The organism is Tengunoibacter tsumagoiensis, from assembly GCF_003967535.1.
Classification (GTDB): domain Bacteria; phylum Chloroflexota; class Ktedonobacteria; order Ktedonobacterales; family Ktedonobacteraceae; genus Tengunoibacter; species Tengunoibacter tsumagoiensis.
On record NZ_BIFR01000002.1, the window covers coordinates 1,848,458 to 1,872,851 of the forward strand.

Sequence of the window (24,394 nt, forward strand, 5' to 3'; positions counted from 1 at the left end):
CTCTTTCTATATGATTGCTCTCTGCTTTAGCGCTGCCGTTTCATACGCTCGCGACGCAGCTTGCCACGGCTACTGTTCTGCACTAATGCTGGTTGCTCTTGCTGCTGAGGGAAGAGGATCTCCAATAACGCATGGATCGTTGGGCCTTCAAACAGGCTGGCAGCCGATACTTCGAGTGAAAACTCTTTTTTAATCTGCGAGATAATCACCATTCCTATCAGCGAGTTCCCGCCAAGTTCAAAGAAATGGTCGTCAAGCCCTACTTTTTCAATTCCCAATGCCGCTTGCCAGATCTCGGCCATTTTCTGCTCTTGCTCGGTACGAGGGGCAACGTAGGCTGTACGCAGATCTGGACGCTCATGGGTTGGTTGCTTCCCTTTCTCATCCTGGATGTCGTTCAGAAAGGCTAATGAAGAGAGGGCCTGCGCATGCTGAAAGGCTACATCCAGGCCTTGAGGCAAGACCAGAAGCTGCGGCTGACCGCTGCCCAGGAGCCGGGGGAGAATGGACTCCCCATCGCGGAAGGTGATGCCAAACTGTGTGCGAAGTTGCTTGATCTGGGCATAGACTTCAGGCATGCTCGCAAAGACGCGACTCTGCCAGGCATCCCATTCCCAGGGGCCCCAGTTGACGGCCAGAATTGGATAGGAAGAGGTTGTGGCTTTCGCTTGCGCAAAGGCATCGAGAAAGGCATTTGCTGCACAATAATCAATCTCGCCCAATCCGCCTGTAATGCTGTTACTGGAAGAATAGAGCAAGAGAAAATCCAGGGGGTCATGTTTAAAGAGCGTATCAAGCACAAGTGTTCCGGTGATTTTGGGGGCAAAAACCTTTTCAACCATCTCCGACGTTTTCAATTGGATGAGCCCTTCACCTGGTGCACCAGCCGTATGAATAATGCCATGCAGGACCCCAAATCGCTCCTGAATCTGCTGCTTGACTGATTTCATCTGCGTCAGATCCGCAACATCTGCCGAGAGCAGCAAGACGTCTGCTCCCAAAGCTTCGAGACGCTGAATAGCGGCCAGCTTGCGGCTTACGCTATCCTCTCGCTCGGAGTGTTCGGCCAACCAGGTGGACCATTGCTCACGTTCGGGCAAGGTGGAGCGTCCAACCAGAACGAGACGCGCCTGGACTGTTTTGGCCAGATACTCCGCCACAGCTAATCCCAGGCCTCCAAGTCCACCGGTGATCAGATAGACTCCCTGCTCTCGCAGAGCCGCACCTGACGATGCTCGTTCTGACAATGTAAGTGGCTCAAATGTCTGCACCCATCGATAGGCTGCACGATAGGCAATCACACGATCCGTTCCAATTGCTTCAAGTGGAGTGAGAAGATCATGCAGCAGGTATTTCTGCACCTGTTGATCAGGCTGACTCGCAAGATTGGTCTGAGGATCAAGCTCAATACTACGATAGCTTATCTGCGGATACTCTTGCATGATCACCCGACCCATGCCAAGTAGAGAAGCTTTCTCTACCTGGAGAGACTCATGGCCCAGTACGACATGGAGTGCATTGGAGACGACACTCAATTGAAGGGACTGCAACGCTGGCAGATTGCCAAGCGCCTGTACCAGAGAGAGCAGGCTATCAAAGCCTGTCTGCTGCAACGCTTTGAGTCTGGACGCGCTGAAAGCATCCGACCCCGCTATTGGCGCTGATGAGAGGCTCCAGAGATGGACGATCTGTTGAGGCGCTTTCTGGGTGACATGCAGATGCTTCAGAAGTGCCACATAGTCCTGAGGAACCTGTATCTGAATGGTGTACTCATCATCCTGAACGCGCCGGAAGGCCTCGCCTGCTCGTACGGTTGTGATACGATGTCCTTGCGCACGCCAGGCGTTGATCAGTCCGGCATCAAATGCGTTGTCGTTAGCCAGGACAAGCCATTCCTGTGGCTCGCTAACCTGCATCGGCGGGAGTGCTGAACGTTTCCAGGTTGGAAGATAAAACCAGTCTTCATAAGGAAGTTTCTTTGCCTCGGAAGGCTGTTGTCGGGTGCTTGCCTTGCGCTGGCCAATCCAGAATGTCTGATGCTCAAAGGGATACGACGGAAGAGAAATGCAGCGAACGGCTTCCTCCGAATGAAGCTGTTGCCAATCCGGGGACACGCCCGCTAACCAGAGCTGAGAGATCGTCTGGAGCTGAAACGCTCGGTCGCTCCGTTTCTCCTGACGCATGGGTAAGGATGTGAGCACGACCTTTGTCTCATGAGTTCGACCTGCTGGATGCTGTAAGAACAGGCTGCTCAACATCTGGCCTGGACCAACTTCCAGAAAGATCGGGTGAGGTTGCTGCCAGAGCTGTTCGATCCCCGCTGAAAAACGGACTGTCTCGCAGAGGTGCCGGGCCCAGTATCTGGGATCGGTCGCCTCTTCCGCTCGAATCCAGTTCCCGGTGACGTTGGAAAGGTACGGTATCTGCGGCGGCTGGAGATGACAGGTCTGCACAAGCTTTATCAGAGCCCCTTCAATTGGCTGCATCATCTGTGAATGAAAGGCATGCGTCGTTTGTAGGCGCTGACAGGCAATATCGTTCCCCTGAAGCTGTGCCTCCAACTGTGTAATTGCTTCTACGGGACCAGAGACGACACACATAGCGGGCCCATTGACCGCAGCCAGCGAGATCGTTTCGCTTAAGAAGGGAAGAACGCCCTCCTCAGGCAATGCTATTGCTAACATAGCGCCAGGGGCTAATTGTTGAATCAGCTCTGCTCGCGTTGCCACAAGCTTTAAAGCATCTTCAAGGCAGAATACACCTGCCAGGCAGGCGGCCACATATTCGCCCAGGCTATAGCCGATCAGGGCCTGAGGCACTATTCCCCAATGCTTCCAGAGCTGCGCCAGCGCATACTCAAACACAAAGAGGATTGGCTGAGCATAGCGCGTCTGATACAGCAGGTCCAGTTCGCCCTTTTCCACTGGCTCGCGATGCAGCAGCTTGCGGAGATCAAGGCGAGCTCCACTATTCGTCTGGTCTTCCACTGGTGCGGTTGATTGTTCTTCAATTGGATAGAGCAGATGGCGAATATCGAGACCAATGAACGAGCGAAGCAGCTCTGCACACTCGTCTACGGCTGCTTGAAAGACGGTCTCATGGTCATAAAGCTGACGCCCCATGCCCACATAGTGATCACCCAGGCCAGGCAACAGAAATGTGAGACGGTGAGTGTCATTAGTGGACGCCACCCCATCCAGCATCCGACGAGGATCGCGAGTTGTTAACAGTCCCAGGAGATCTTCGCGATCTTTCCCGACCAGAGCACGACGGTAGGGCAAAGCGCTTCTGGCTTGCTGATATGAATAGGCAATATCTGCAAGATAGTGTGAGGGCTGCTGCTCGAGGAATGCCCTCAATTGCTCGGTCATCGACTCCAACGCGGTCGCAGACCGGGCCGATAGCGTTATCGCTTGCCAGGGCTGCGCTGGCACACCCACAGGTGAAACAGCTGGAGCCTCTTCTATAATCACATGGGCGTTGGTTCCAGACCAGCCAAACGAGCTTACGCCAGCTCTACGAGGCTCGTCCTGACTATACCAGGGCAGCTTCGCGGTCGGCACTGTAATGCGGCCATCATAAGGAGCCAGGTGCGGATTTCTGGTCTGCAAATTCAAATGTACCGGAATGGCCTGCTGTTGCAGCGACAGAACGGTCTTGATCAGGCCAGCCATCCCAGCCGCTCCAGCCAGATGTCCAATATTGGTCTTAACGGCACCAACGATTAAGGGCTGAGCGGGATCGCGCTCTCCATTATAGACGGTATCCAGAGCCCCCATTTCGATTGGATCACCCAGGGCAGTGCCAGAGCCATGCGCCTCAACATAACTGATCTGCTGTGGCAGAAGCTGAGCCGCACGCAAAGCTTGTCGCAACACCTCTTCTTGAGAGAGCCGATTCGGGGCCGTTAAGCCATTGCTTCGTCCATCCTGATTGACTGCTGAGCCACGAATCACTGCCTGGATCGGATTGTTATCGGCCACCGCATCCGACAGCCGTTTTAAGATCACGACGCCACATCCCTCACCCAGAGCAAAGCCATCGGCTTTCTCATCGAAGGTTTTACAGCGTCCATCCAGGGCCAACATCCGCATCTTACAGGCATTGATCATACTCTCTGGCATCAGGATAGCATTCGTCCCACCAACAATGGCAAGCTCACATTCTCGATTCCGCAGACTTTGACTGGCAAGATGGACTCCCACGAGCGATGAAGAGCAGGCCGTATCAATGGTCATGGTCGGCCCTTGCAGATCAAAGAGATAGGAGAGACGGCCTGCCGCCACGCTTCCCGCACTCCCCATCCCAAAATAGGGATCGTTCACCGCTGCATCTTCATCGTGCAGCAATTGGAGCAAGGTATATTCGCTATTGCTCATCATCCCCACAAAGACGCCTGTCTTGCTGCCCGCCAGAGAGCCGACAGATATGCCCGCATTCTCAAGTGCCTCCCATGCCACTTCCGTCAGCAGGCGCTGCTGGGGGTCCATACGCGTCGCCTCGCGTGGCGAGATGCCAAAAAACTGAGCATCGAAATGGGTGAGGTTGGGGAGAAAGCCCCCATGACGTGTGTACATCTTACCGGGCGCATCTGGATCAGGATCATAAAAACGCTCGCTATTCCAGCGCTCGGGTGGAATCTCAATAATGCCGTCTCTACCTTCGGCCAGCAACTGCCAGAACTGCTCGGGAGAATTGGCATCGCCTGGAAAGCGACATCCAATGCCAATAATTGCAATTGGCTCGTTGCTTACCGCATCCGGGTTCGTTGGCAGGCGATCAACCGTGATGGCTTCATCGCCCGGCACATGCTCTTCACCAGCGAGAAAGCGAGCAAGAGCATCAATGGTTGGATAATCATAGAGCAGGGTTGGAGAGAGCTCATACCCAAGAAAATCTTCGAGATCGCCCGACAGACCAATGGCCTCGGCAGAGCCCACGCCATAGTGAGCAAAGGGGGCGTGAAAATCAATCGTGGTTGCCTCTAATGCAAGCGCCTCGGCCAGCTTTTCGCTGAGCCAGAGACTCAAGGTCTCCTTATCGTAAGACTGCTCAGATGGTGAAGAGGGCTGTAAGCCGCCTATCAACAATGGATCAACAACGGCTGGAGCAAGGTGCCCCATCTGTTTATGAAAATTATTCATCCCATTTACCAAGGCTTTCCGTTAAAAACAGCTCACGACAGGCACGCCGCTGCAACTTTCCGCTTGAGGTCTTGGGAACACCACCTGGCTTCACGAGCTGAATCTGATAGGCCTGTAGATCATGATTCTCCGAGATCGCCTGACGAATCGCATTGGTAACCTCTTCTGCGCTGAGTGGCTTGCGCGAAGAAGTATTCTGTTCCTCGCCCTGGCGAGCAGGTCGGAAATGCGGATCAACCTCAGCTACAATCACCAGTTGCTCTTTTCCCTGCACATCAACTGAAAAGGCCGCACTTCCACTTGCACGTAACGCAGAATGGCTCTCCTCAACGGTAAACTCGATATCTTGTGGATAATGATTATGCCCACGAATAATAATCACATCTTTAATGCGACCAGTCACAAAAAGCTCTCCATGCCAGAGAAAGCCAAGGTCTCCTGTACGGAGGAATGGCCCATCGCCATTGGAGAGATAGCCCCCAAAGGTCTGGGCAGTCTCTTCTGGCTTGGCCCAATAGCCCTGGGAAACGCTTTCGCCCTGAAGCCAGATCTCACCCACACGATCGCCTGGACATTGCTCGCGCGTAATTGGGTCAGCAATCACAATCCGAAGATCCAATAACGTGCGGCCACAGGAGACATGAGAAGCTGTATTGTAAAATTCGATCGGGCCCGGCACCACACGATTCTGTTCGAGATCCGTACTACGGAAGGTCCGGATGATTGGACGCTCATTCATGTGTCCACCTGACGCCATCAGACTCGTCTCAGCCAGGCCATAGGTAGGATAAAACGCTTCGGGCTTGAAACCACAGGAGGCAAAGGTCTCTGTAAACAGCTCAATAGTCTCGGCGCGAATAGGTTCAGCACCACAGAAAGCTACACGCCAGCTACTCAGGTCAAGCTGTGCACGCTGCTCTGGGGTGACCTTACGCACACAGAGATCATAGGCAAAATTCGGTGCTCCACTCACTGTCACTTGTTTGCGCGAAATGATCTGTAGCCAGCGCAATGGACGCTGAAGGAAGGCCACAGGAGACATCAGAGCCGCCGGAAAACCTGCATAGAAAGGCTGCAGGATTCCACCGATCAGACCCATATCATGATATGGTGGCAACCAGAAAAACCCCTGTGTATGATGCACTCCATCCATCCCATATTCAATTAATTTGAGATTATGCAGAAGATTCTTATGGGTCAGCATCACACCCTTTGGCAAAGAGGTCGAGCCAGAGGTATATTGCAGAAAAGCCAGCGTATCAGGGCCAATCGCAGGCTCTCTCCAGGTAGAGGCAAGGCTGGGAGACAGAGTATCAGTCGTTAACCAGTGGAGGCGCTTTAACGACGGCACGTTGGTAAACCAGCGCTGAATAGCCGTTAATTGCGAGCTACTCGCTAAAATAATCTCAGCCTCTGCATTTTCCACAATGGCAACGATACGCGGCAATAAGCGCTCAGAGTTGGGGGGATAGGATGGGATGGCGGTAACGCCAGCATAAAGGCAGCCAAAAAACGCTGCAATATATTCCAGTCCTGGAGGGTAGAGGAGTAAGGCGCGCTTCCCTTCCGCCTTGAGTTGCTGTAAACAACCAGCAATAATTCTGGCCCGCTGATCCAGTTCGGCATACGTAATCTCCTCTTCATCTTGATCACCACGCAAGAAAAAGGAGTAAGCAATCTGTGTGGGTTGAGAATATGCTCGGCCACGCAGAAGTTCAACCAGCGTAGAGGTCTTTACCATCTGTACAGGAAGGTCTGTCGTCATGTATCTTGCTCCTGGAACAAACTAGTGTGCACCGGACTGCGATCCTCTCGCTCTCCGTTTCCGGCCTCTTGACCCAATTTCGCACGCAAACATCTTTCAACACAAGCATACGTAATCCCCTGAGGTGTTGTCATGGCGCTCTTCCTGTATTTCTTCTACCCCTGCAACCGCACATAAAATAAAAATACGAGCGTACCCTTCGCGTGATACTATGAACACTAAGAGGGTCCGGAGAACGATTTAACCTGGAGAATCTACTCATTCTATAAAAGCAGAGGTTACAGATGATTACATTGGACACAGTGGCGCAGATCCCTTTGTGCTCTCACATGGCTGAAGAACTACAGATACAGATTGCCAATCGAGCAGCAGATGTGCGATTGCAGGCAGGTGAATGGCTTATTCAAGAGGGCGAGCTTCCATTGTTTTTTGTTTTAGTCGCCGGGTCTCTGGATGTTATCAAACATCTTGGTAATGTAGAACAGGTCAATTGCCTTCATCCATCAATATCTTGCCAGCTAACTGCTGATCCGCTATCGCTTCTGCTGAACGTTGCTTCGTTCGAGGATATAGAAGTGGACAAAGCCATTGTCTATCGCTTCATCCACACTTAAGCAGGCATGGATCAAGGCAAGGTGAGTAAAAGCCTGAGGAAAATTCCCCAGAGCTTCGCCGGTGATAGCCGTCTCTTCAGCATAGAGAGAGACATGATTGGCATAGGTCAGCATATGTTCGAGGGCGAGCCGCGCCTCCTCGACACGGTTTGCTCTCGCCAGTGCTTCTACGAGCCAGAAGCTACAGATATTAAAGGTCCCTTCATGGCCCTCCAGACCATCATCTGCCGCTGTTTCGATATCATAGCGATACACATGGGGGAACATGGTCAGTTCCTGTAGAATACATTCAATTGTAGCCAGCATACGTGGATCACGCGCATTGACGAACCCTGTAAGAGAGAGCAGAAGGGTGCTGGCATCAACCGCCTCTCCCCCATAATACTGGACAAAGCACCCTTTCTGGTTATTCCAACCTTTGTCCATAATCTCCTGATAAATCTGTGCGCTCGTCTGTCGCCACTGCTCAACTGGTGCGGGCAGGCCATATTCATGTGCAATGCGCAATGCCCTATCAAAAGCCACCCAGCTCATGAGACGTGAGTGGAGAAAATCCCTGGCTCCTCCGCGAACTTCCCAGATCCCTTCATCTGCCTCTTGCCAGTGATCAGTCAGCCATTCAAGCTGCTGACAGAGCTTCATCCACCCTTCATAGGAGATGCCATGAAAATGAGTATAGAGATAGATCACATCCATCAATTCGCCATAGATATCCAGTTGAAGTTGTTTGGCTGCCGCATTGCCAATGCGTACTGGCTGGCTGCGTTGATAGCCCTCCAGATGATCCAGATGCATCTCTGGCATCTCGGAACCGCCGTGAATGGTGTACATTGGCTGAAGTGATCCCCCCTCCTCCAATTCTTTCACTCGCTCATTCAGCCAGCCCATAAAGGCGTCTGCCTCTTCAACAAAGCCTAGAGTCATCAAGCTATCCAACGTAAAGGCCGCATCGCGAAACCAGGTAAAACGATAATCCCAGTTGCGCTCTCCACCAATTCCCTCGGGCAGGCTGGTCGTCGGTGCGGCCACAATCGCACCCGTTGGCGCATAGGTGAGGAGCTTTAACGCTAAAGCCGAACGATAGACATACTCGCGCCAACGCCCTTGATAACGACATTGGCTCAGCCAGTTACGCCAGTACCTCTGGGTCTCCGTATACTGCTCATCATACTGGGCTGATTGTGCTGGATGGGGAAGGATACGCTTATTCTGTGAGCTATCCAGGAAAAAATAGACCGTTTCACCTTCCGAAAGGGTGAAGGTCGCAGAGACCCCCCCTTCATGGTCATCGGTTAAGGGCACCGATGATGATAAGACCAGGGCTAATGCCTTACTACTAAAGACGGCACCATGATCAGACACCTTGAGCGTGTGGGGATCGCGTGCATAATTAAACGCGGGACGACACTCCAGCCGAAAGGTAAGTGATCCATAGACCATACGCACTGCTCGCACAAGATGATGCTCTTGATGATCGGTCCCCACATGCTTAACAGGCATAAAGTCTGTAATCTCACCAATACCCTTGCTGGTCATAAAACGTGTAATGAGAATGTTTGTATCTGGCGCATATAACTGTCGTGTGGAAAATGAAGGCGGAGAAATGGGAGCAAGGCGAAATGACCCACCTTTTTGCGCGTCAAGCAGAGCACCAAACACACTGGGTGAATCAAAATCAGGCAGACAACACCAATCTATCGATCCTTGCTTACTCACCAGTGCAACTGTATAAAGATCGCCAATCATGCCATAATCTTCAATTGGCAGATAGGGATATGTTGTATTCGCCATAGCCATCTCCTGACCACCCTCTCTCTAGTAGATTCTTCGTGAGCAGCTAGAAAGCTGTCCTGGCGCAGTGTAACATGAACCTATGCTGAAAACATCACCCAAAAAAATGAGCGCAGGGATCATCCTTTTGGGTGAAAGAGAAAATCATTCTTTCGAGGGTTGAGAAAAATTTGAGAAATAGACTATGGTTGTAGCGGCATGCTGCATCTCTGAGATGTCGTGGCCGATTAGCGAAATTTCAACGCAGAACAACCTATTGTGACCTTTCAAACTTCAGCAATAGTCAAAAACATCCAGACAGGAGATGAACATGCGTCTACATTACTCATCTATGCCCAGAAGAGGCATGGTGTCGACCAATCAATGGTGGCTTGCGATGATTGCAGGGATTGCGCTGTTTATCGTAGGTCTGTTGTTTCTTATCTCACCGAAAATGTCTCTAATCGTGCTCGTCCAATTGCTGGGAACCTACTGGCTTATTGTAGGGATACTGACCTTTGTCAGTCTGAGTATTGATCGAACGTTGTGGGGCTGGAAGATCGTTGAAGGGACATTAGGTGTGCTTGCAGGTCTGCTTGTGATACGCGATCCCTTATGGAGCGCACTGTTTGTGCCTGCCATCTTAGTGCTTTTTCTGGCGATAGAGGCATTGCTGATGGGTGGGGCGCAGATTGTGCATGGTGCCAGTGGAGGAGGGTTGGGGCTCATCATCCTGGGCGTTCTTAACGTCATATTTGGCGTTATCTTATTCTTCAATCCGCTTCTAGGAGCTGTAGCATTGCCCATTATGCTGGGCATCTTTGCCATCATTGGAGGCTCGACACTGGCGATTCGCGCCTTTCTCTCACGGCCTCAGGCCTCTTCAGTCAATCCGTTGGGCACACAACCTGCGTAATCCCCCTTTATAGAAAAATAGAAAAGATGAAAAAGAAGCTCCAGAGTGTATCGATCAATCGACACGTTCTGGAGCTTCTTTTTTTATCGAGACATTTTATGACAGCAGATAGCTTCTTGGTCTGAGAAAGCGCGATAAGACAAGCCAGGGCAGAGCAATAAGCATGGGAGGATCAGCCCAGCTGGCCAGATCCAACTCTATCTCCGTGAGCCCTGTCACCTGACCATTTTCTACTTTAAGTGGATATCTTCCCTGCCGACCATATAACTGCGTCCCATGAGTCAGAAAATCCAGAAAGGTCTGGTTCTCATCTAGCGCCGCAGCAAAGAGATAATAGTTGCCATCGGGAATATTCGTCATTGAATACATCCCACCATCAGTAAGAATGGCACAGCTCTCTGGCTGCCCCTGGGGCAGAGGATCTGAAAAGATGCCCACAAAAACAAAGCCTTTAAACGGTGGCAGGGACTTCACCTGGCCTGTGATGGTCATACCAGAGCCTCGAGAGATCTTATTCTCAATCAGATCATAATAGTGAAAAGCCTCACGCAGATCTTTTGGCCGCAGATGCATCTTTGGCTCTTGCTGCAATGCCCTGAAATGACTCGGAGGCAGACCTACCAGCAAAGAGAAACGCGACGTAAAGGTGCCAAGGCTTCGATACCCCACATCAAAACAGATCTCAGTGATGCTACTATTCGTAGAGAGGAGCAAATTCTTTGCATACTCCAGACGAATCGCCGCCAGAAAAACCATGGGCGAGATACTCGTCATAGCCCGAAACAGGCGGTTAAAATGGAACGGGCTCAGATGAGCCGAATCCGCAATATCCTGAAGCGTCAACTCATCATAAAAATTCTCGCGCATGGTTCGAATGGCACGCTCGATTGCAAGATAGTGCATGGCAACGGTATTATCTCTTCGGCAACCGCTATCGAATAAAACTGCTCGTCTCTGCGTATAATCGGTATCAAGCTGAGATTGAACCAGCATGCTCCTCTAACTCCTCTCGGCCGTTTATTCAACTGGCCCTGCTTCTTAACACAGATGTTATTGTGCTATTGAAGCTTTCTCCTCAATAGCGGTCGTAACCTCAGGCTCTTCTGCGCTCTTGAGTGAACGAGCCGTAACCCAGTCCGAGATCAAGCGAATCACGGGAACACAGGCTGAAACAATCAAGAGAGCAATAAAAGGAGAGTATTGATTATCCATCAGACGTAGAATCCCATCTATCACGGCCAATGAAAAGCCAAAGAGGATGCGCATTCTTCGTGTATCAGGGGTCGTTTTAGGATCGGTAATCATACTGAGAATAAAGAGTTGAAAGGCTGCACCCAGCAGTGGTCCAAAGGCAAAGACATAGCCTGAGTGACGGATCAGGTTTTCAAGCACAGCCATGAGACAGAAGCTGAGCACAAAGGAGATGACCAGATCCCACCGTGAGACGCGAAATGACGTGAAACCGCCGATGACAAGGATGACCATGACAATCAATAACGAGCCACTCCACTGAGCGGCCAGGGTCGTAACTGTCTGAGGAAAGAGCAGCAGCAGCATCGTCAGACCAAAGTTGGATGGGTTAAATATATGCCGCCCTCGTACGCGCAGGAGTGACTTGGAGCTGATCGCCAGAATGGGAGCGACAATAAAAGGCCAGAGCGGAATAGATTCGATCAGTAAGCCCAGTCCCAGACCACTGATCACCCCACTGATGGGGATGATGATCTGCTTCGTTCGCACATAGTTCAAGATGACATCAAGGGTACATGCAACCAGCAGAGAGGTTGCAATCTGTGTCCACTGATGATCAAAGGCCAGGATAGTCTCACCGATGGAGGTATAGAGAATAAGAACCCCAGTCATAAAGAGCCGTGGATCGGTTATTTTGGGAGCGACAATCGTCACGCCACGAATATTCCAGGTCATGAGCTGTTTCCTTTCTTACCTCGTAGGATTAACTCCAGAACAGAGCAATACCAGTATCAACATAAACACCCAGGCCTCGAATCGTTGTGTCTTCTTGATCCACCAGCTTATCCTGCGGAATCGCCAGCCGTTGATCAAGTATGGTTGCCTGAGGGTCTACATTCTTCCCATTCAGCCAGACATTACGCGCATCGGCGGTCTTGTTGCTTTTGGCAAAGACATCCCCCAATGCCGCATAGGCTGTAGGTGTAAACGTGTGTTTAATGCTGTTCAAGGTTTTCAGTAGGGAGACGGAGTACTGCAGATCGGTCTGGGCCTGGGGGAGATGCCCCATGAGCGTGGGCCAGTAGAGATTATTTAAGCCTCGTGCAAACCGCGCGACAATGTTGTAGGGATGCTGCTCCAATATAGGGTTCAATGTGCTAATGGAGCGCGAGGAGTCCTGGGCCTGACAGACCAATCCATCGGGTGGTTTGGGACAGGAGCGCATCTCGTCTACATAGACCAGCGCCATATTGAGAACGGTATTGGTGCTATTGTGCTGCGCTACAAGCTGCTCAAAAAAGGTGTGCTCCTCATCATAGCGCTTGAGATCGCGCAATGCGATGCGATAATCGTTGGTATAGCGCAGATTATCAGGTTCTGATTGCGCGGCAGCTTTTAAATAGTCCAGCGCGCGGGTTGCACTGCCTTGCTTGATCAAGGCCTCACCAAAGGCAGCTTCGAGAAAGATCTGATCCTTATCTTGTTGCACGACAGGCTGTATGCTCTGGTCCTCCAGGATATGCGCTGGGATCGGTTTTTGATACACCTGCCAATTGTTCAGCCCCAGATCATCCAGCGTCAGATTGGCCGGAACTTTGGGAAGCGATAACGGTTGCACCTGCGGGAGAAATAAGAAATAGGCGCCGACTGCAAGCAGAGCAATAATCAATACGCTCGAGCTAATGATCAGTGCAATTCGTGTTCTGCTCCTCTTACGAGCTCTGGGTGGCTGACCGGTGACCAATGGAGTTGGCGGATTGGTAACATTCTGAGCCATTAGATCTGTCCTCCTTGCTGGATCTGGTGATAACGATTGAGAGCTAGCGCGGCAGGTTGTTCAATCTGTCCATCGGGCCAACGAATCTCAACACTATCAATTCTGGTCTGGGAACCAAGGCCAAAGATGAGGCGGCGATCAGATTGGGAGGCATAACCACTACCTGGATCGACCCATTTGACCCAGGTCTTTTTGCCAGCTTTCACGGTGACACGAGCACCAATGGCATCACGATTGGATTTTCCGCTTCCAGTGAGATGAAAACCGATCCATTGATTTTTTTGTTGAGGATAATTTTTGTAGAGCTGGAAAGGGGCTCCCTGGTTCGCAATGAACATTTCGGGCAGGCCATCGTTATCAAAATCAGCGATACAGAGCCCTCGTCCATCGTAGAGATCATTCAATCCAGCCACCTCAGCGATCTCTACATAGCTTCCACCTTCTTTGACAAAGAGTCGCGAGCGTTCATAGCCAGAGATACTACGAGTCCCAATCGCAGGCCAATTTTTTGCATCTTCGACAATAATGCCTGGCGTGGTCGCCATTGTGCCAAGAAAATACCAGTAATCGCCCTGACCCGCCGAAACAAAGCCATTGAGTGCGACTATCTCCATCTCACCATCGTTATCGAGATCAATAAATTTTGCAGCCCAGCCCCAGCCGCCATTGTCCACTCCTAAGGCAGGGGCGTGATCCGTGAAGGTTCCATCGCGATTGTTCTTCCAGAGGAAGTTTCCTTCGACCAGATATCCTTGCTTCGTGATATTCACGACATAGATATCGGGATACCCATCACCATCCAGATCTGCAAAATCTACATTCATGCCTTTGCGCGTATCAATCGGGATAGCAGTATGGGTAATATTAGTAAAGGTTCCATCCCCATTGTTTTTATAGAGCACATCCTGGCCAAAATCATTTGCCAGATAGAGATCCATCCGTCCCGTATTAAAGAGATCACAGGCCCCTACATCTAGCGTCCAACCACGATCATCGACACCTAATTGTGGAGCAACATTGGTAAAGGTGCCATCCCCATTGTTATGATAGAGGACATTGGGACCCCCATTCCGCGCCTGCTCAAAGTCGTTATGCATGATCTTTGTGGTTGGAATATTCCATAGATCAACCTGGGGGAAATAGTTTCCAATGTAGAGATCCAGTCGCCCATCGCCATCATAATCAAACCAGATAGCAGAGTTGCCGTTCCCGGTATCACCTGTGCCCGAAGCTTCGGTAATATCGGTAAAGGTCCCGTTCCGATTATTGCGGAACAGGCGGTTGGCGGTGCTCCATTTCACGATATAGAGGTCGATCCAACCATCGTTGTCAAAATCACCCCATACCGCATCCATCACGGCTCCATCTAGATTCAGATCGACGAGCCCTGCCTCTTGCGCCACGTCGGTGAAGGTTCCATCCCCATTATTACGAAATAAATGGCAGGGGGCATTTCTTCCCGAAGAAGAGGCAAAAATATCAACATGCCCATCGTTATTGTAATCTGCTGCCGCTACACAGGCTCCCACCGAGCTCATCCAGGGCATAATATTATCAAGTTTATGATCGAGAACCGCCTTTTGATGCACAAAAGAGACGCCAACTTTCTTAGAGATCTCCTGGAGCTGAAATGCAGGGCGCTGTGGGCCTTTTCCCCCCTGAAGCAGGTTCTGCACCCAACCAGTACGACTGCTGATCCCCAACGCGCCTACAGTGACTAGCCCAACACTTGCAGTTGCAAGCGAACCAATCATTTGTCGTCTACTCATTGGTTCAGTAAGCTTTTTCTGAGTCTCCATTGCAATAGCTTTCCTTCTTTTCAATCAAGCAAACTTCTTTTTCACAAAATGACACAAAGATGGCTCTGTGTTCTATCTTCAAGGGCATATTCTGCCCTGTGAGCCCTCTACAGCAGGTAGAAAGATAGGAAAAATCAGGGTTCACTGAATTGTTTGAGTGCCTCATAAAGGACACCAGGGATCGGTGTGGGGCGCATGCTCTCTCCATCACGAAGCATACAACCGACCTGCTGCTCGCCACGTGCGATCAGTTCTTCGCCTGTGGGTGTTGTGCGCAGATAATCAAAGAGGAGGGTAATACGATTCTGCGCGATTGCGCCCAGACGCATGGAGATGGTGATATGATCAAAAGCGACAAGCTCAAGAAAGTAGTCACAGGCGCAACGAATAGTCACCAGCGCCAGACCCTGCTCCAATTGTGCCAGGATCGCTGGAGCATGATCGTGCAAAAACATCTCTCGACAACGGCCCTGCCACTTCAGATGGTTGACATAATAGACATTCCCTACAAGGTTGGTCTCTTCAAAACCGACAATATGATGATACGTATACGTACGCATAGATTCCCTCCCTGGTACGTGTTATGTATACCAATCTCCCTCTAGGAATCCTGGTGATCCCTGGATGCTACCCTCATTCAGCGGGCTCGCGTACACAGATCGCTACGATAATGGGAGCCGTCAGACCGCTGATCATGGTACGATAGGTGGCAATCTGAAAGGTTCCCGCAGTGAAGAGGTACCAGCCGCTATCATAGGTTGTTTGAAATAACACTGGTGTCTTAACCATCGCTCCTGCCTTTTTGAGGCTTTCATGAACGGTCCAGACCCGAGTGGCAAGGCTATCAAGCTCCTCATCCCCCTGGGTAGAGAGATGAGAGGCCAGTTGATAGCCTTCCTCACCCAGAAGATCATGCCAGATCGACGCTGATCGGGCACTGATACTTTCGATATCACAGCCCACTTCCGCGGCACACGTGACGGCTAAGGTGATGGCCTGACAATGGGCTGTAGAGATCGTAGGCGCCTCTCTGTCAATGAGTAGGGGCTTTCCATCCGCTCGATGATAGATGGGGGTCCGTAATAACGCCCCCAATGCCAGCTCGCTCTGTCTACGACGCTCTTCACTGTGTGCAGACTGTACTAAAATCCTGAGGGTCGTGTCTTTATGCAGCATCTCTTCCATTTTGCGCTCAAGATAAGGACCTAATAACGCTGGAGGCCAGGCCTCTGGATCAGGCAAGATATCAACCTGTCGCAATTGCAGGTCGCTCCATTGCTCGATGATCTCTCCGGCTATACTTCTGACTTCAACGTCATAATGGAAGATGTCGCCTTCTCGGAAACGTTCCTGCGCCAGTACAAAGTGTCGCTCCGACACAACATTGTTGACACGGATCGACTCAATTCCCACCGGAAGCAGGGTGGCATACGGAATACAGGCTTGAATACAATGAATGAGCGCATCACGGGCCGCAGCATCCCCCAGAATATGCTCGCCTGGAAGATATTGAACGTACCAGGGTTTTCCGGTCAATGGCGTGATCTCTGCCACGCACGCTCTCGCTTGCAGGAGATGATAGCGGCTGACCCTCTGAAAACGGCCCTGATGAAATAAGATTCGTCCGTACAGATCTTTCTCGGGACTGAGCTCTACTTCTTGCTCAGTAGACAGGGATAGGTGTCCAATCAGCGCTGTGTGCGGCGCGAAATGGCAGGAGGCTGAAAAATGATTGACCTGAAACGCCGTATCCTCGCTGCGGAGGGTAACATCAACACGACCTGATGCATGGACCAGCGCAGAGATGCGTATCACGACGGTTGCTCTCTCCTGCACCACAATCGGTCGCAACAGGAGGACGTTGGTAAAAGTGGGTAGCTCTTGTTTCCCTGTGACGGCTCTTGCCACCTGGGCCATGGCCTCCAGGCCCACGACGGCTGGCAACAAGCGTTCCCCACGATAGCGATGATCCTCAACATAGGGATCAGTGCTGGTTGAGAGGGTTGCATCAACAATAAGTTCAATGCCTGGATAAAAGACGCGGGGCTCTTCCAGAAAACGCAGCAGTGGCAGCTCTGTCTCAACCATCCGCAAGGTTGGCGTTTCGCCAAAGCGTCCTGAGACCACGACGCGGACTGGCGTCTGAGAGACAAGCAGGTTCTGAAATGCCGCGAGACCTTCATCGGTCGAGATCGGTTGAATCCCTTCTCGCAGAAGCGCCTCCACTTTGCCCAGACGTTCACCCATTCCAATTCCAGACCAGACGGACCATTCGATACAGAGACTGCGACAGTCTGGATACTGCCTCTGAAACTCTTCTGTTGCGAAGGCCAGCCAATCGTTGGCGAGAGCATAATCCGCCTCGCCTCGCATTCCTGTTCGCGCAATGACCGATCCAAATGTGACCAGCAGTTTCAATCTCTGTTTATCAAGCGCGTCCAGAACGTGTTGTAATCCCTGAATCTTTGGCTGGAGAGTTGCCTGTATGTTTGCTTCTTGTTGAGCGCTGATAAGCTGAGGGATATTTGCTCCTGCTCCATGTAAGACGGCTGTGATGGGCCCAAGCGTTTGTTCCGCACGCTGAATAGCTTCTTTCACCACTCTGGCGTCGGTAACATCGACACGCTGGTAGAGAAACTGAATCTCTAAGGCGACCAGCCGCCGCAAATTTTCGGCCAGAGCACTATCTTGTTCCGGATCTGAGCGGCCCAGTAAGAGCAAGCGGACTCCTGTCTGTTGAGCCAGGGCAAACGCTGCCTCAGCGGCGATTCCTTTGCCGCCACCTGTGACCAGGAGAACATCTGTATCGCAGAGTAGCTCCTCTGGCCGTTTCTCCGCCAGCAGCGAGAGCAATTGCAGGCGAGGAACGAAACGCGTGCCATCATCCTGGTAGATGGCTTCGCTATACCCACGGGCAGCCTGTAGCTCTCGGCGCAACCACTCGCTCGCTTGCGGATGCTGAATGGGAAGGTCAAGCACACAGGCTGTTTTCTTGGGAGCCTCGAGGTGGAGAGTGCGAACAAAACCAGCACAGCCTCGTCCTTGCTGCACAAGAACAAAAAACTGTATCTGCTCCTGTTGAAAAAACTCCTGCGCGGCCTGCAATACAAGCCCGATCTGTGCACTCTGTCTCTCAGGATTCAGACACAGCAAGAGGCCAGAGCCTGGGAGAGAAGAGACGAGCTGGCGCAGGGCTGCATCATGAGGAAAGCCAGCTTCCGTAACAACCTTCCAACTCCCAGCCTCCATCGAAAGCGTCGTTTCGGGCAGAGCTTCCTGCTGATAAATAACCTCAAACGGTCGCACCCAGGTATCCACGCCAGAGGGAAGCGACATCTTCTCAGCGAGAGCAACCGTTCCGCCTGTTTTCTGCGTCTCTTCCAGGGCCTGCGCCACTTCAGCAATGGTCGCGTTCGCATACTCGGTGGGAGCCACTGGTGGTAACAGATCAAAGGCTCGCCATGCTTCAGAGACGACCTGACCCACCGTGATGGAGTTGAGGTGCAGATCACTGAGGAGGCGGCTGTGATCCTGAATAGCCGAGAGCGGCAATTCGATGCGTTGTGCGATTAATTGCTTAATAAAATCGCTGGATGATACGTCCGACCGCTGGGCCTGAAGAGCAACTGGCGCGGCCTGTGGTTCACTTTCAGGCTGGTCCAGTCGAACTGTCAGGCTCTCGGTCTGAAACTGCGGTGCCAATTCGCAGGGGTTGACTAAAAATGCTGGCTCCCAGTTCAGATTAAAAGGGCGATGGAAGCGTTGAGTAAACAGCAGATCGTAGCTAAGAGGCTGGCCCAGAACAAATGTTGCGCCTATGACCTTCAGCAGTTCTTCCAGAGAAGGACTTCCTGCATTGATCGGAAGGACGGGCACCGTTGTTGATTGAGCAGCCAGCCCACTCAGGATCTTTCCCGGCCCAACCTCGATAAAAAGATCCACGTGAGAGGCGGCCTGAGTCACAGCAGAGACAAACTGGACAGGTTCAGTAATCTGACGATACAGAATTGCAGAAAGGTCATCGTTTTCGTTCAATAAAGCGCCGGTAACGGTCGAGAAGACTGACCGCTCAAGAGGATGAAGAGGATGCTTACGCAGATACGCTGCCAGAGGCTCAGCGGCGGCGGCGACATGTGGAGAATGAAAAGCATGTGAGACGGCCAGCGGAACACACGCAATCTTCTGCTGCTTCGCTCGCTCAACCACCCTGTTCACCTCAGACTCTTCGCCAGAGATCACAATCTGTCGAGGCGCATTAATACTTGCAATGACAACAGCCGCATCACCAATCAGAGCTGAGACCTGGTGTTGCGTTGCCTTCAGACTTACCATAACGCCTGTTGGCTTCCCAAGCGTGCCCATAGCCTCACCGCGTACACGCGCAAGCTCCACAAGCTGCTGCTCATCCATTGCACCAGCCCAATGGAAAGCCGTTAACTCACCAAGGCTATGGCCAGCGGCCACTGTCGCTGTAATCCCTACCTGTTGCAATATCTTGAGCGCCGCCAGAGAGGAGGTGACAATCGCAGGTTGGGCGATACGGGTATCAGTCTCATTATCACCAGATGGTAGGTTGACCTGTTGATAGAGGCGATCAACTTCAGCAAAGCGACGCCGAAGCAGTCCGCCACTCAGATAAGCAGGAGCCCCCTGACCCGGAAACAGCAGCCCAATCCGCGGCTTCTGGGAGCCTTCGCCCAGAAAGAGACCATCCTGCGGAGCAAAATATGCAGTGTCCCCCTCTTGCAGGATGACCCGCAGCTTCTCCAGGCGCTCAGTAAGCTCCGCTGGTCGTGAGGCCACAATAGCGGCGCGTACAGAACCTTGCGGAGACTGCTTTGCAAGTGTGATAGCTAAATCGGTCAATTCGGCGAGAGAGAGCCGGGCAGAAAATGTTAAGAGCTGCTCAACTTGTGTATGCAGATCCCCATGGTTGGCTCCAGCCAGAAGAAACAGCTCAGCATCTTGAACCGATGCATTCAATTGTCGCTCTTTGATGGTTAACGCCGTTCGTCGATGGTAGGCTACGCCTTCAAGAACGATATGAGCATTAATGCCCCCAAACCCCATCGAACTAACGCCCGCCCGCAATGGCTGATCAGCGGGCCAGACTTGCGCGGAGTGAAGCAGTTGGAGAGCAGCATCTGGTCCTCGTAATTCTGTATGGGGCGTAGAGATCCCTGTATGTGGTGGCAGTATTTGAGTCGAGACGGCCATCGTCGCTTTAATCAAGCCCGCCACTCCGGCGGCTGCTTTCGTATGTCCAATATTTGCCTTAATCGATCCAATCACGGCAGATGGAACATCCCGGCGGCTCTGTCTGCGCAAGCGCGTCAGCGTCTGCAATTCGGTGGTATCACCAACAGCGGTTCCTGTGCCATGCCCCTCAAAATAGGTCACCGTCTCACTGGGAATCTGAGCCTTCTGATAAGCACGTTGCAGGGCCAGGAGCTGCCCCTCAACATCGGGACGGGTGATGCCGCCTGCTCCATCCGAGGAGATGCCCCAGCCTCGAATCAATGCATAGACACGTCTCTGCTGAGCCAGAGCATCTTCATACCGCATCAGCGTCACAAAACCACAGCCCTCCCCAGGAAAAAAGCCAGCGGAATGCAGATCATAGACCCTCATCTCATCTTGCGCCAGAGCAGCCGTCTTGGCAAAACCAATAATCTCAAATGGGTCCAGGCTCAGATCCACGCCACCGGCCAGCGCCAGATCCAGCTCTCCCTGCGCAAGAGCGTTACAAGCAGTCGCCACAGCCAGCAGAGAAGAAGAACAGGCCCCATCGACGGTATAACCCCCACCTTTGAAATCAAAATAATTGCAGATACGGCCAGCAATGGTATTGGAGAGACCACCAGCCAGCGTCTCCTCACCGACCGGGGCGAAGGGTTCTTTATACGTCACTTCTAGCTGGGAAAGAAAAGCTTCTAAGTGCTCTGCTGACCAGCCTTCTGTCTGTAAAGCAGAGGCCAGCACGCGCCGCACATAGGGCCAGCGAAGGCGCAGACTATGCGCACGCGAAAATTCACCCGTTAGTGTATTGCCAACAATGACACCAGTCGTTGCTCGAGGAAATTGATCAGGAGACACAAAACCAGCATCGCTCAATGCTTGAGATGCCACATCTAGAGCCAGCCAATGCGCCAGGTCGCTTGAACGGTAAGCATTCCCTGAGATGCGGAATCTGACGCGATCAAATGTGTAATGATCAAGAAATGCACCTTGCGTCGCATAGGTACTATCAGGGGTTGATCGGTCAGAAGAAAAATAATCATCTAGCTGCAATCGCTCTGCCGGGATACGTCTAAAAGCTCTGCGTTGAGCCAGAATGTTCTCCCATAATTCAACTGGCGAATTTGCTTGTGGATAGCGGCACGCCATACCAACAATTGCAATCTCTGCTACCATAGTCCTTTTTCATCCCCATACTAGAAGAATTAGAACGTATTGAGAGGTACCTGTCTACAATCTACACTCTCCAAGAAAGACAATCTTCCAGCTCAAACAATCTTCTCTGAGAACATGGTTGCCTGAGTAGCCTTATCCATGATGGAAAATTGAGATCGAATGCGCGTCCGCCATGTTTCATAGGCAGTCTCATCATGTGGAAGATCTTTCAGACTGTTGTCCGCCAGATCAACCATCTCTTGCACATCCGCATGACAGATACGCTGGCAGGCCAGTCTAGTATAGTCCAATACATTGCCCGCCTTGTAACGCGCTGTGACTGCAAAAACGGTCCCCTGGGCAAGATGTGGATACCAGGGCCCAGACTGCTGAATGACAGCAGATAAGGCGTGTTCATCAATTCCCCCGGCATAAGCACAGGCCAGACCAATGCCACTCCATAAATCCGGTTGACGATCCAGCGGAAACGCCTGAATTGTCTGAGCAATTCGGGCAATATCTGCCCCTTTGACAAACCAGAGGCTTCTCCCTAAACCATGGTCAAAAGCACGCTGGGCATAGCCACGCAGGCGCAACGGGCGCTTCTGTTGCTGAAAAGAGCGCTTCCAGGCGAAAAAGCCTTGATGGAAGCCATAGCCATCAAGCGCTAACCAGCCCAATAAAGGGTCCATCTGCTTGAGAAAGCGAGAGGAGGGCTGTGGCAAAATTCCTAACGTCCATCCAGCACCGACATATAACATATACATATGAGCTGCCCCAGGCCCTTCCACAAATGAGCGAAGACGATGCTTCCAGGGAGTAAAATAGTCCAGAACCATCAAACCCATTGCCGCCCCTTCAAACGCAAATCCTCTCAGGTCCTCGGGGATCATCTGCAAACGGGGGACGAGCACAGCAAAACTCGCGTTATCAAGCGCTGCATTGTAGCCTTCGATAAACGTTCTCGCGCTCTTCTCCAGCTGCTCTTTGGCTTGAAGATCTCCCTTGATAAAACCTCGCCTGGAAAAATCTGCTTCCTGTGCAGAGATTCCAAAGCATAAACGTGGCAGAGATTTACTCAATAAGGGCATAGCGAAATCCTTTCACTCAAGAAAGAAGTTTATTTCCTTCTTTCAACGAATTCTGGATGCAATCATCCATGACCAACAAACGCTTCCATTCTATCTCTGACCCATTCATTGTCTGCGAAAGTTCCGTGTCACATAAACAGTGTGACATTCTATAAGACAAGAAGAAGATTTTTAATTAAAAAAACCATTTTAATTGCTATTACTATAACATTGCTTTTAAATATTTTCTTCTCATACATTGCTATATCTTAAAAACCTGCTACTGTCCACCAAGTATCTATCCACTAAGCTTCCAGACACAAAATCCGCTTGCAATACGAAAAAATCGAGAAAATAGACTCCAGGTCGGGAAATACTCTTCTTTTAAAACACCTGGAACCAGAACTAAAAAAAGGGAAGAAAAATAGGTCCGTTGAGAGTGTATACAATTCGGACAGAAAATTACTTCTTCTATCTTGCTATTTTTATCAGTCATTCTATCCAGATCTGCACCTTTTTTACAATTCAGAATGGTTGTTTCTATTTTTCAATTCCCGATGAAGGATGTTCCTTCCTTCATTGAAATACTCTTTGCTTCCTATTATCCAAGTAATCATGTTGTTATTAAGAATTTATTAAAATATTTATAGCTCATCTAAAACCTCCATTCATCTCAGGCAGGATACGAGGATACTAAACAAATTGTGCCCAAAAAAAGCAATCTAGAAGAAGCATTTTGACAAACATAACTTGTACACTTCAACTGTATGCTTTTTAGTGGTACTTATCATAAAAGGCATTATTACACATTTACCAAACAAAAATGTTTAGAATCATGAATTATTCTCTATTCTCACATGCATGTACCCGCGCTTGAACAGAGCTGAGCGCGGTGCTTGATGCCTGAGTCAGGGAAGAAAAGAGGAAAGATGAATACGAATGCATCTCAATCTCATCCAGTAGAGAAGGTATGGATTGAGGGCAACACACTACAGGAAACAACTGGTAGTGCTCGCTCTCTCACATCATGGTTGGCTGTCCTCGTGGCTGTGGTCATTGGTCTGGCTATTGCGGTTTTCTGGAGCCCGGTCATTGCGGACGATACGATTGGCTTAAATATTGCCAATACGCTTGTAGGGACGACAGCAACAAAGGTTGACCTGGGAAATATGTTGTTTAGTCTGGCGTTTGCGGTTGTGGCTGGTCTGGCAACAACGTTTACAGCGTGCAATTGTGTTGTTTTCAGTTGCATTGCTCCACTGACCAATGAGACTGAGAAAAATCGTCTGGGAAAAGGACGGCTGCTCCTCTGGATGAGCCTGGGAGTAGTTGGTATTACTGCTATCTATGGTCTACTTGGTGCCTTGCTTGGGAAGCAGATGCCCAGTCTCTCGACTGGTACCATTCATCTGGCGATAGGTGCAAACGTTCCCATACGGCTGCTTCAGTCGGCGACAGTCTTTGTGCTGCTTGGACTGGTCTTCCTGCTCTGGGGAATTTTTGCGCTTGGGATCGCTAAAAATCCTCTCCAACGCTGGACGCAGCAGAGGCCCTGGGCTGTGCCGCTCTTTCTAGGCATTATTGTTGGTTTCTTTACGGTTGGCCGACCATATGCGCTCTTTCATAAGCTCTTTCTGTATGCGTCCAGCACTGGCAACATCTTGCTGGCAGCATTACTGGTTGCCCTTCAGGGACTGGCAAATATTGCGCTCATGGCTCTTATCTTCGTGGTGCTGACATATGGCGGACATGTCGAGCGCTGGCTACAGGCCAATCCACTCCGCGCACGTGTTCTAACCGGTATTTCAATGATTGGTGGCGGCACATTTCTAATTATTTACTGGGGCGTGCGCTTACCAGCGAACTTTGGCATCGGTTGGTTTCCGCACTTTTAATCGACCTCAGAACAACACGTATGCACTTGTAACCATAGCTGTTGTGTATTCTTGTCTCTA

Annotated in this window: 13 protein-coding genes; 3 read left to right on the forward strand and 10 right to left on the reverse strand. The window is 51.0% G+C overall.

What is annotated here, in order from left to right:
- Nucleotides 1–26: 26 nt before the first annotated feature.
- Both EL628_RS27555 and EL628_RS27560 read right to left on the reverse strand, forming a co-directional pair.
- Nucleotides 27–5,144, reverse strand: a complete 5,118-nt coding sequence (locus tag EL628_RS27555) for a type I polyketide synthase (RefSeq protein WP_126583188.1) — start codon at nucleotides 5,142–5,144, stop codon at nucleotides 27–29.
- On the reverse strand, nucleotides 5,137–6,909 hold the full coding sequence (locus tag EL628_RS27560) for a fatty acyl-AMP ligase (protein ID WP_218029011.1): 1,773 nt from the start codon (nucleotides 6,907–6,909) through the stop codon (nucleotides 5,137–5,139). Before EL628_RS27560 ends, EL628_RS27555 begins: the two co-directional genes overlap by 8 nt.
- A gap of 284 nt (nucleotides 6,910–7,193) precedes the next feature.
- Here EL628_RS27560 and EL628_RS27565 point away from each other — a divergent pair, with 284 nt between their 5' ends.
- A complete protein-coding gene (locus EL628_RS27565; protein WP_126583189.1) occupies nucleotides 7,194–7,523 on the forward strand; it encodes a cyclic nucleotide-binding domain-containing protein in 330 nt (109 codons plus the stop codon).
- Here EL628_RS27565 and EL628_RS27570 read toward each other — a convergent pair.
- Nucleotides 7,443–9,314, reverse strand: a complete 1,872-nt coding sequence (locus EL628_RS27570; RefSeq protein ID WP_126583190.1) for a glycoside hydrolase family 15 protein — start codon at nucleotides 9,312–9,314, stop codon at nucleotides 7,443–7,445. The two genes, EL628_RS27565 and EL628_RS27570, sit on opposite strands and share 81 nt — an antisense overlap.
- A gap of 310 nt (nucleotides 9,315–9,624) precedes the next feature.
- Between EL628_RS27570 and EL628_RS27575 the strand changes: the two genes are divergently transcribed.
- Nucleotides 9,625–10,209 (forward strand): HdeD family acid-resistance protein, encoded by a 585-nt coding sequence (locus EL628_RS27575; RefSeq protein ID WP_161975823.1) that lies wholly within the window; start codon nucleotides 9,625–9,627, stop codon nucleotides 10,207–10,209.
- Nucleotides 10,210–10,305: 96 nt separating this feature from the next.
- On the opposite strand, the gene EL628_RS27580 is transcribed toward EL628_RS27575, so the two are convergent.
- The 7 genes from EL628_RS27580 to EL628_RS27610 form a co-directional block, all read right to left on the reverse strand.
- Nucleotides 10,306–11,202: a helix-turn-helix domain-containing protein gene (locus EL628_RS27580; protein ID WP_126583192.1), complete on the reverse strand. Its 897-nt coding sequence runs from the start codon at nucleotides 11,200–11,202 to the stop codon at nucleotides 10,306–10,308.
- A 57-nt stretch (nucleotides 11,203–11,259) separates the two neighbouring features.
- Entirely contained in the window at nucleotides 11,260–12,135 is an 876-nt protein-coding gene (locus tag EL628_RS27585; RefSeq protein WP_126583193.1) for an RnfABCDGE type electron transport complex subunit D, read from the reverse strand.
- Nucleotides 12,136–12,163: 28 nt separating this feature from the next.
- Nucleotides 12,164–13,177: a tetratricopeptide repeat protein gene (locus EL628_RS27590; RefSeq protein WP_126583194.1), complete on the reverse strand. Its 1,014-nt coding sequence runs from the start codon at nucleotides 13,175–13,177 to the stop codon at nucleotides 12,164–12,166.
- The gene (locus tag EL628_RS27595) at nucleotides 13,177–14,976 is read right to left on the reverse strand and encodes a CRTAC1 family protein (protein WP_126583195.1); all 1,800 of its coding nucleotides are present in this window, start codon (nucleotides 14,974–14,976) and stop codon (nucleotides 13,177–13,179) included. The genes EL628_RS27590 and EL628_RS27595 overlap by 1 nt, the downstream gene beginning before the upstream one ends.
- A gap of 134 nt (nucleotides 14,977–15,110) precedes the next feature.
- Nucleotides 15,111–15,536 carry an acyl-CoA thioesterase gene (locus EL628_RS27600; RefSeq protein ID WP_126583196.1) on the reverse strand — a complete coding sequence of 142 codons (426 nt, stop codon included), beginning with the start codon at nucleotides 15,534–15,536 and terminating at the stop codon, nucleotides 15,111–15,113.
- 73 nt (nucleotides 15,537–15,609) lie between these two features.
- Nucleotides 15,610–21,390 (reverse strand): type I polyketide synthase, encoded by a 5,781-nt coding sequence (locus EL628_RS27605; RefSeq protein WP_126583197.1) that lies wholly within the window; start codon nucleotides 21,388–21,390, stop codon nucleotides 15,610–15,612.
- A 92-nt stretch (nucleotides 21,391–21,482) separates the two neighbouring features.
- On the reverse strand, nucleotides 21,483–22,460 hold the full coding sequence (locus EL628_RS27610) for a DUF1702 family protein (RefSeq protein WP_126583198.1): 978 nt from the start codon (nucleotides 22,458–22,460) through the stop codon (nucleotides 21,483–21,485).
- Between the two features lie 908 nt (nucleotides 22,461–23,368).
- Here EL628_RS27610 and EL628_RS27615 point away from each other — a divergent pair.
- Nucleotides 23,369–24,334, forward strand: a complete 966-nt coding sequence (locus EL628_RS27615; RefSeq protein WP_126583199.1) for a hypothetical protein — start codon at nucleotides 23,369–23,371, stop codon at nucleotides 24,332–24,334.
- Nucleotides 24,335–24,394 lie beyond the last annotated feature (60 nt).

Excerpts from the sequence above, each read along its gene's own strand:
- EL628_RS27555 (WP_126583188.1), bottom strand. The coding sequence starts at position 5,144 with ATGAATAATTTTCATAAACAGATGGGGCACCTTGCTCCAGCCGTTGTT.
- EL628_RS27560 (WP_218029011.1), bottom strand. The coding sequence starts at position 6,909 with ATGACGACAGACCTTCCTGTACAGATGGTAAAGACCTCTACGCTGGTT.
- EL628_RS27565 (WP_126583189.1), top strand. The coding sequence starts at position 7,194 with ATGATTACATTGGACACAGTGGCGCAGATCCCTTTGTGCTCTCACATG.
- EL628_RS27570 (WP_126583190.1), bottom strand. The coding sequence starts at position 9,314 with ATGGCGAATACAACATATCCCTATCTGCCAATTGAAGATTATGGCATG.
- EL628_RS27575 (WP_161975823.1), top strand. The coding sequence starts at position 9,625 with ATGCGTCTACATTACTCATCTATGCCCAGAAGAGGCATGGTGTCGACC.
- EL628_RS27580 (WP_126583192.1), bottom strand. The coding sequence starts at position 11,202 with ATGCTGGTTCAATCTCAGCTTGATACCGATTATACGCAGAGACGAGCA.
- EL628_RS27585 (WP_126583193.1), bottom strand. The coding sequence starts at position 12,135 with ATGACCTGGAATATTCGTGGCGTGACGATTGTCGCTCCCAAAATAACC.
- EL628_RS27590 (WP_126583194.1), bottom strand. The coding sequence starts at position 13,177 with ATGGCTCAGAATGTTACCAATCCGCCAACTCCATTGGTCACCGGTCAG.
- EL628_RS27595 (WP_126583195.1), bottom strand. The coding sequence starts at position 14,976 with ATGGAGACTCAGAAAAAGCTTACTGAACCAATGAGTAGACGACAAATG.
- EL628_RS27600 (WP_126583196.1), bottom strand. The coding sequence starts at position 15,536 with ATGCGTACGTATACGTATCATCATATTGTCGGTTTTGAAGAGACCAAC.
- EL628_RS27605 (WP_126583197.1), bottom strand. The coding sequence starts at position 21,390 with ATGGTAGCAGAGATTGCAATTGTTGGTATGGCGTGCCGCTATCCACAA.
- EL628_RS27610 (WP_126583198.1), bottom strand. The coding sequence starts at position 22,460 with ATGCCCTTATTGAGTAAATCTCTGCCACGTTTATGCTTTGGAATCTCT.
- EL628_RS27615 (WP_126583199.1), top strand. The coding sequence starts at position 23,369 with ATGAATACGAATGCATCTCAATCTCATCCAGTAGAGAAGGTATGGATT.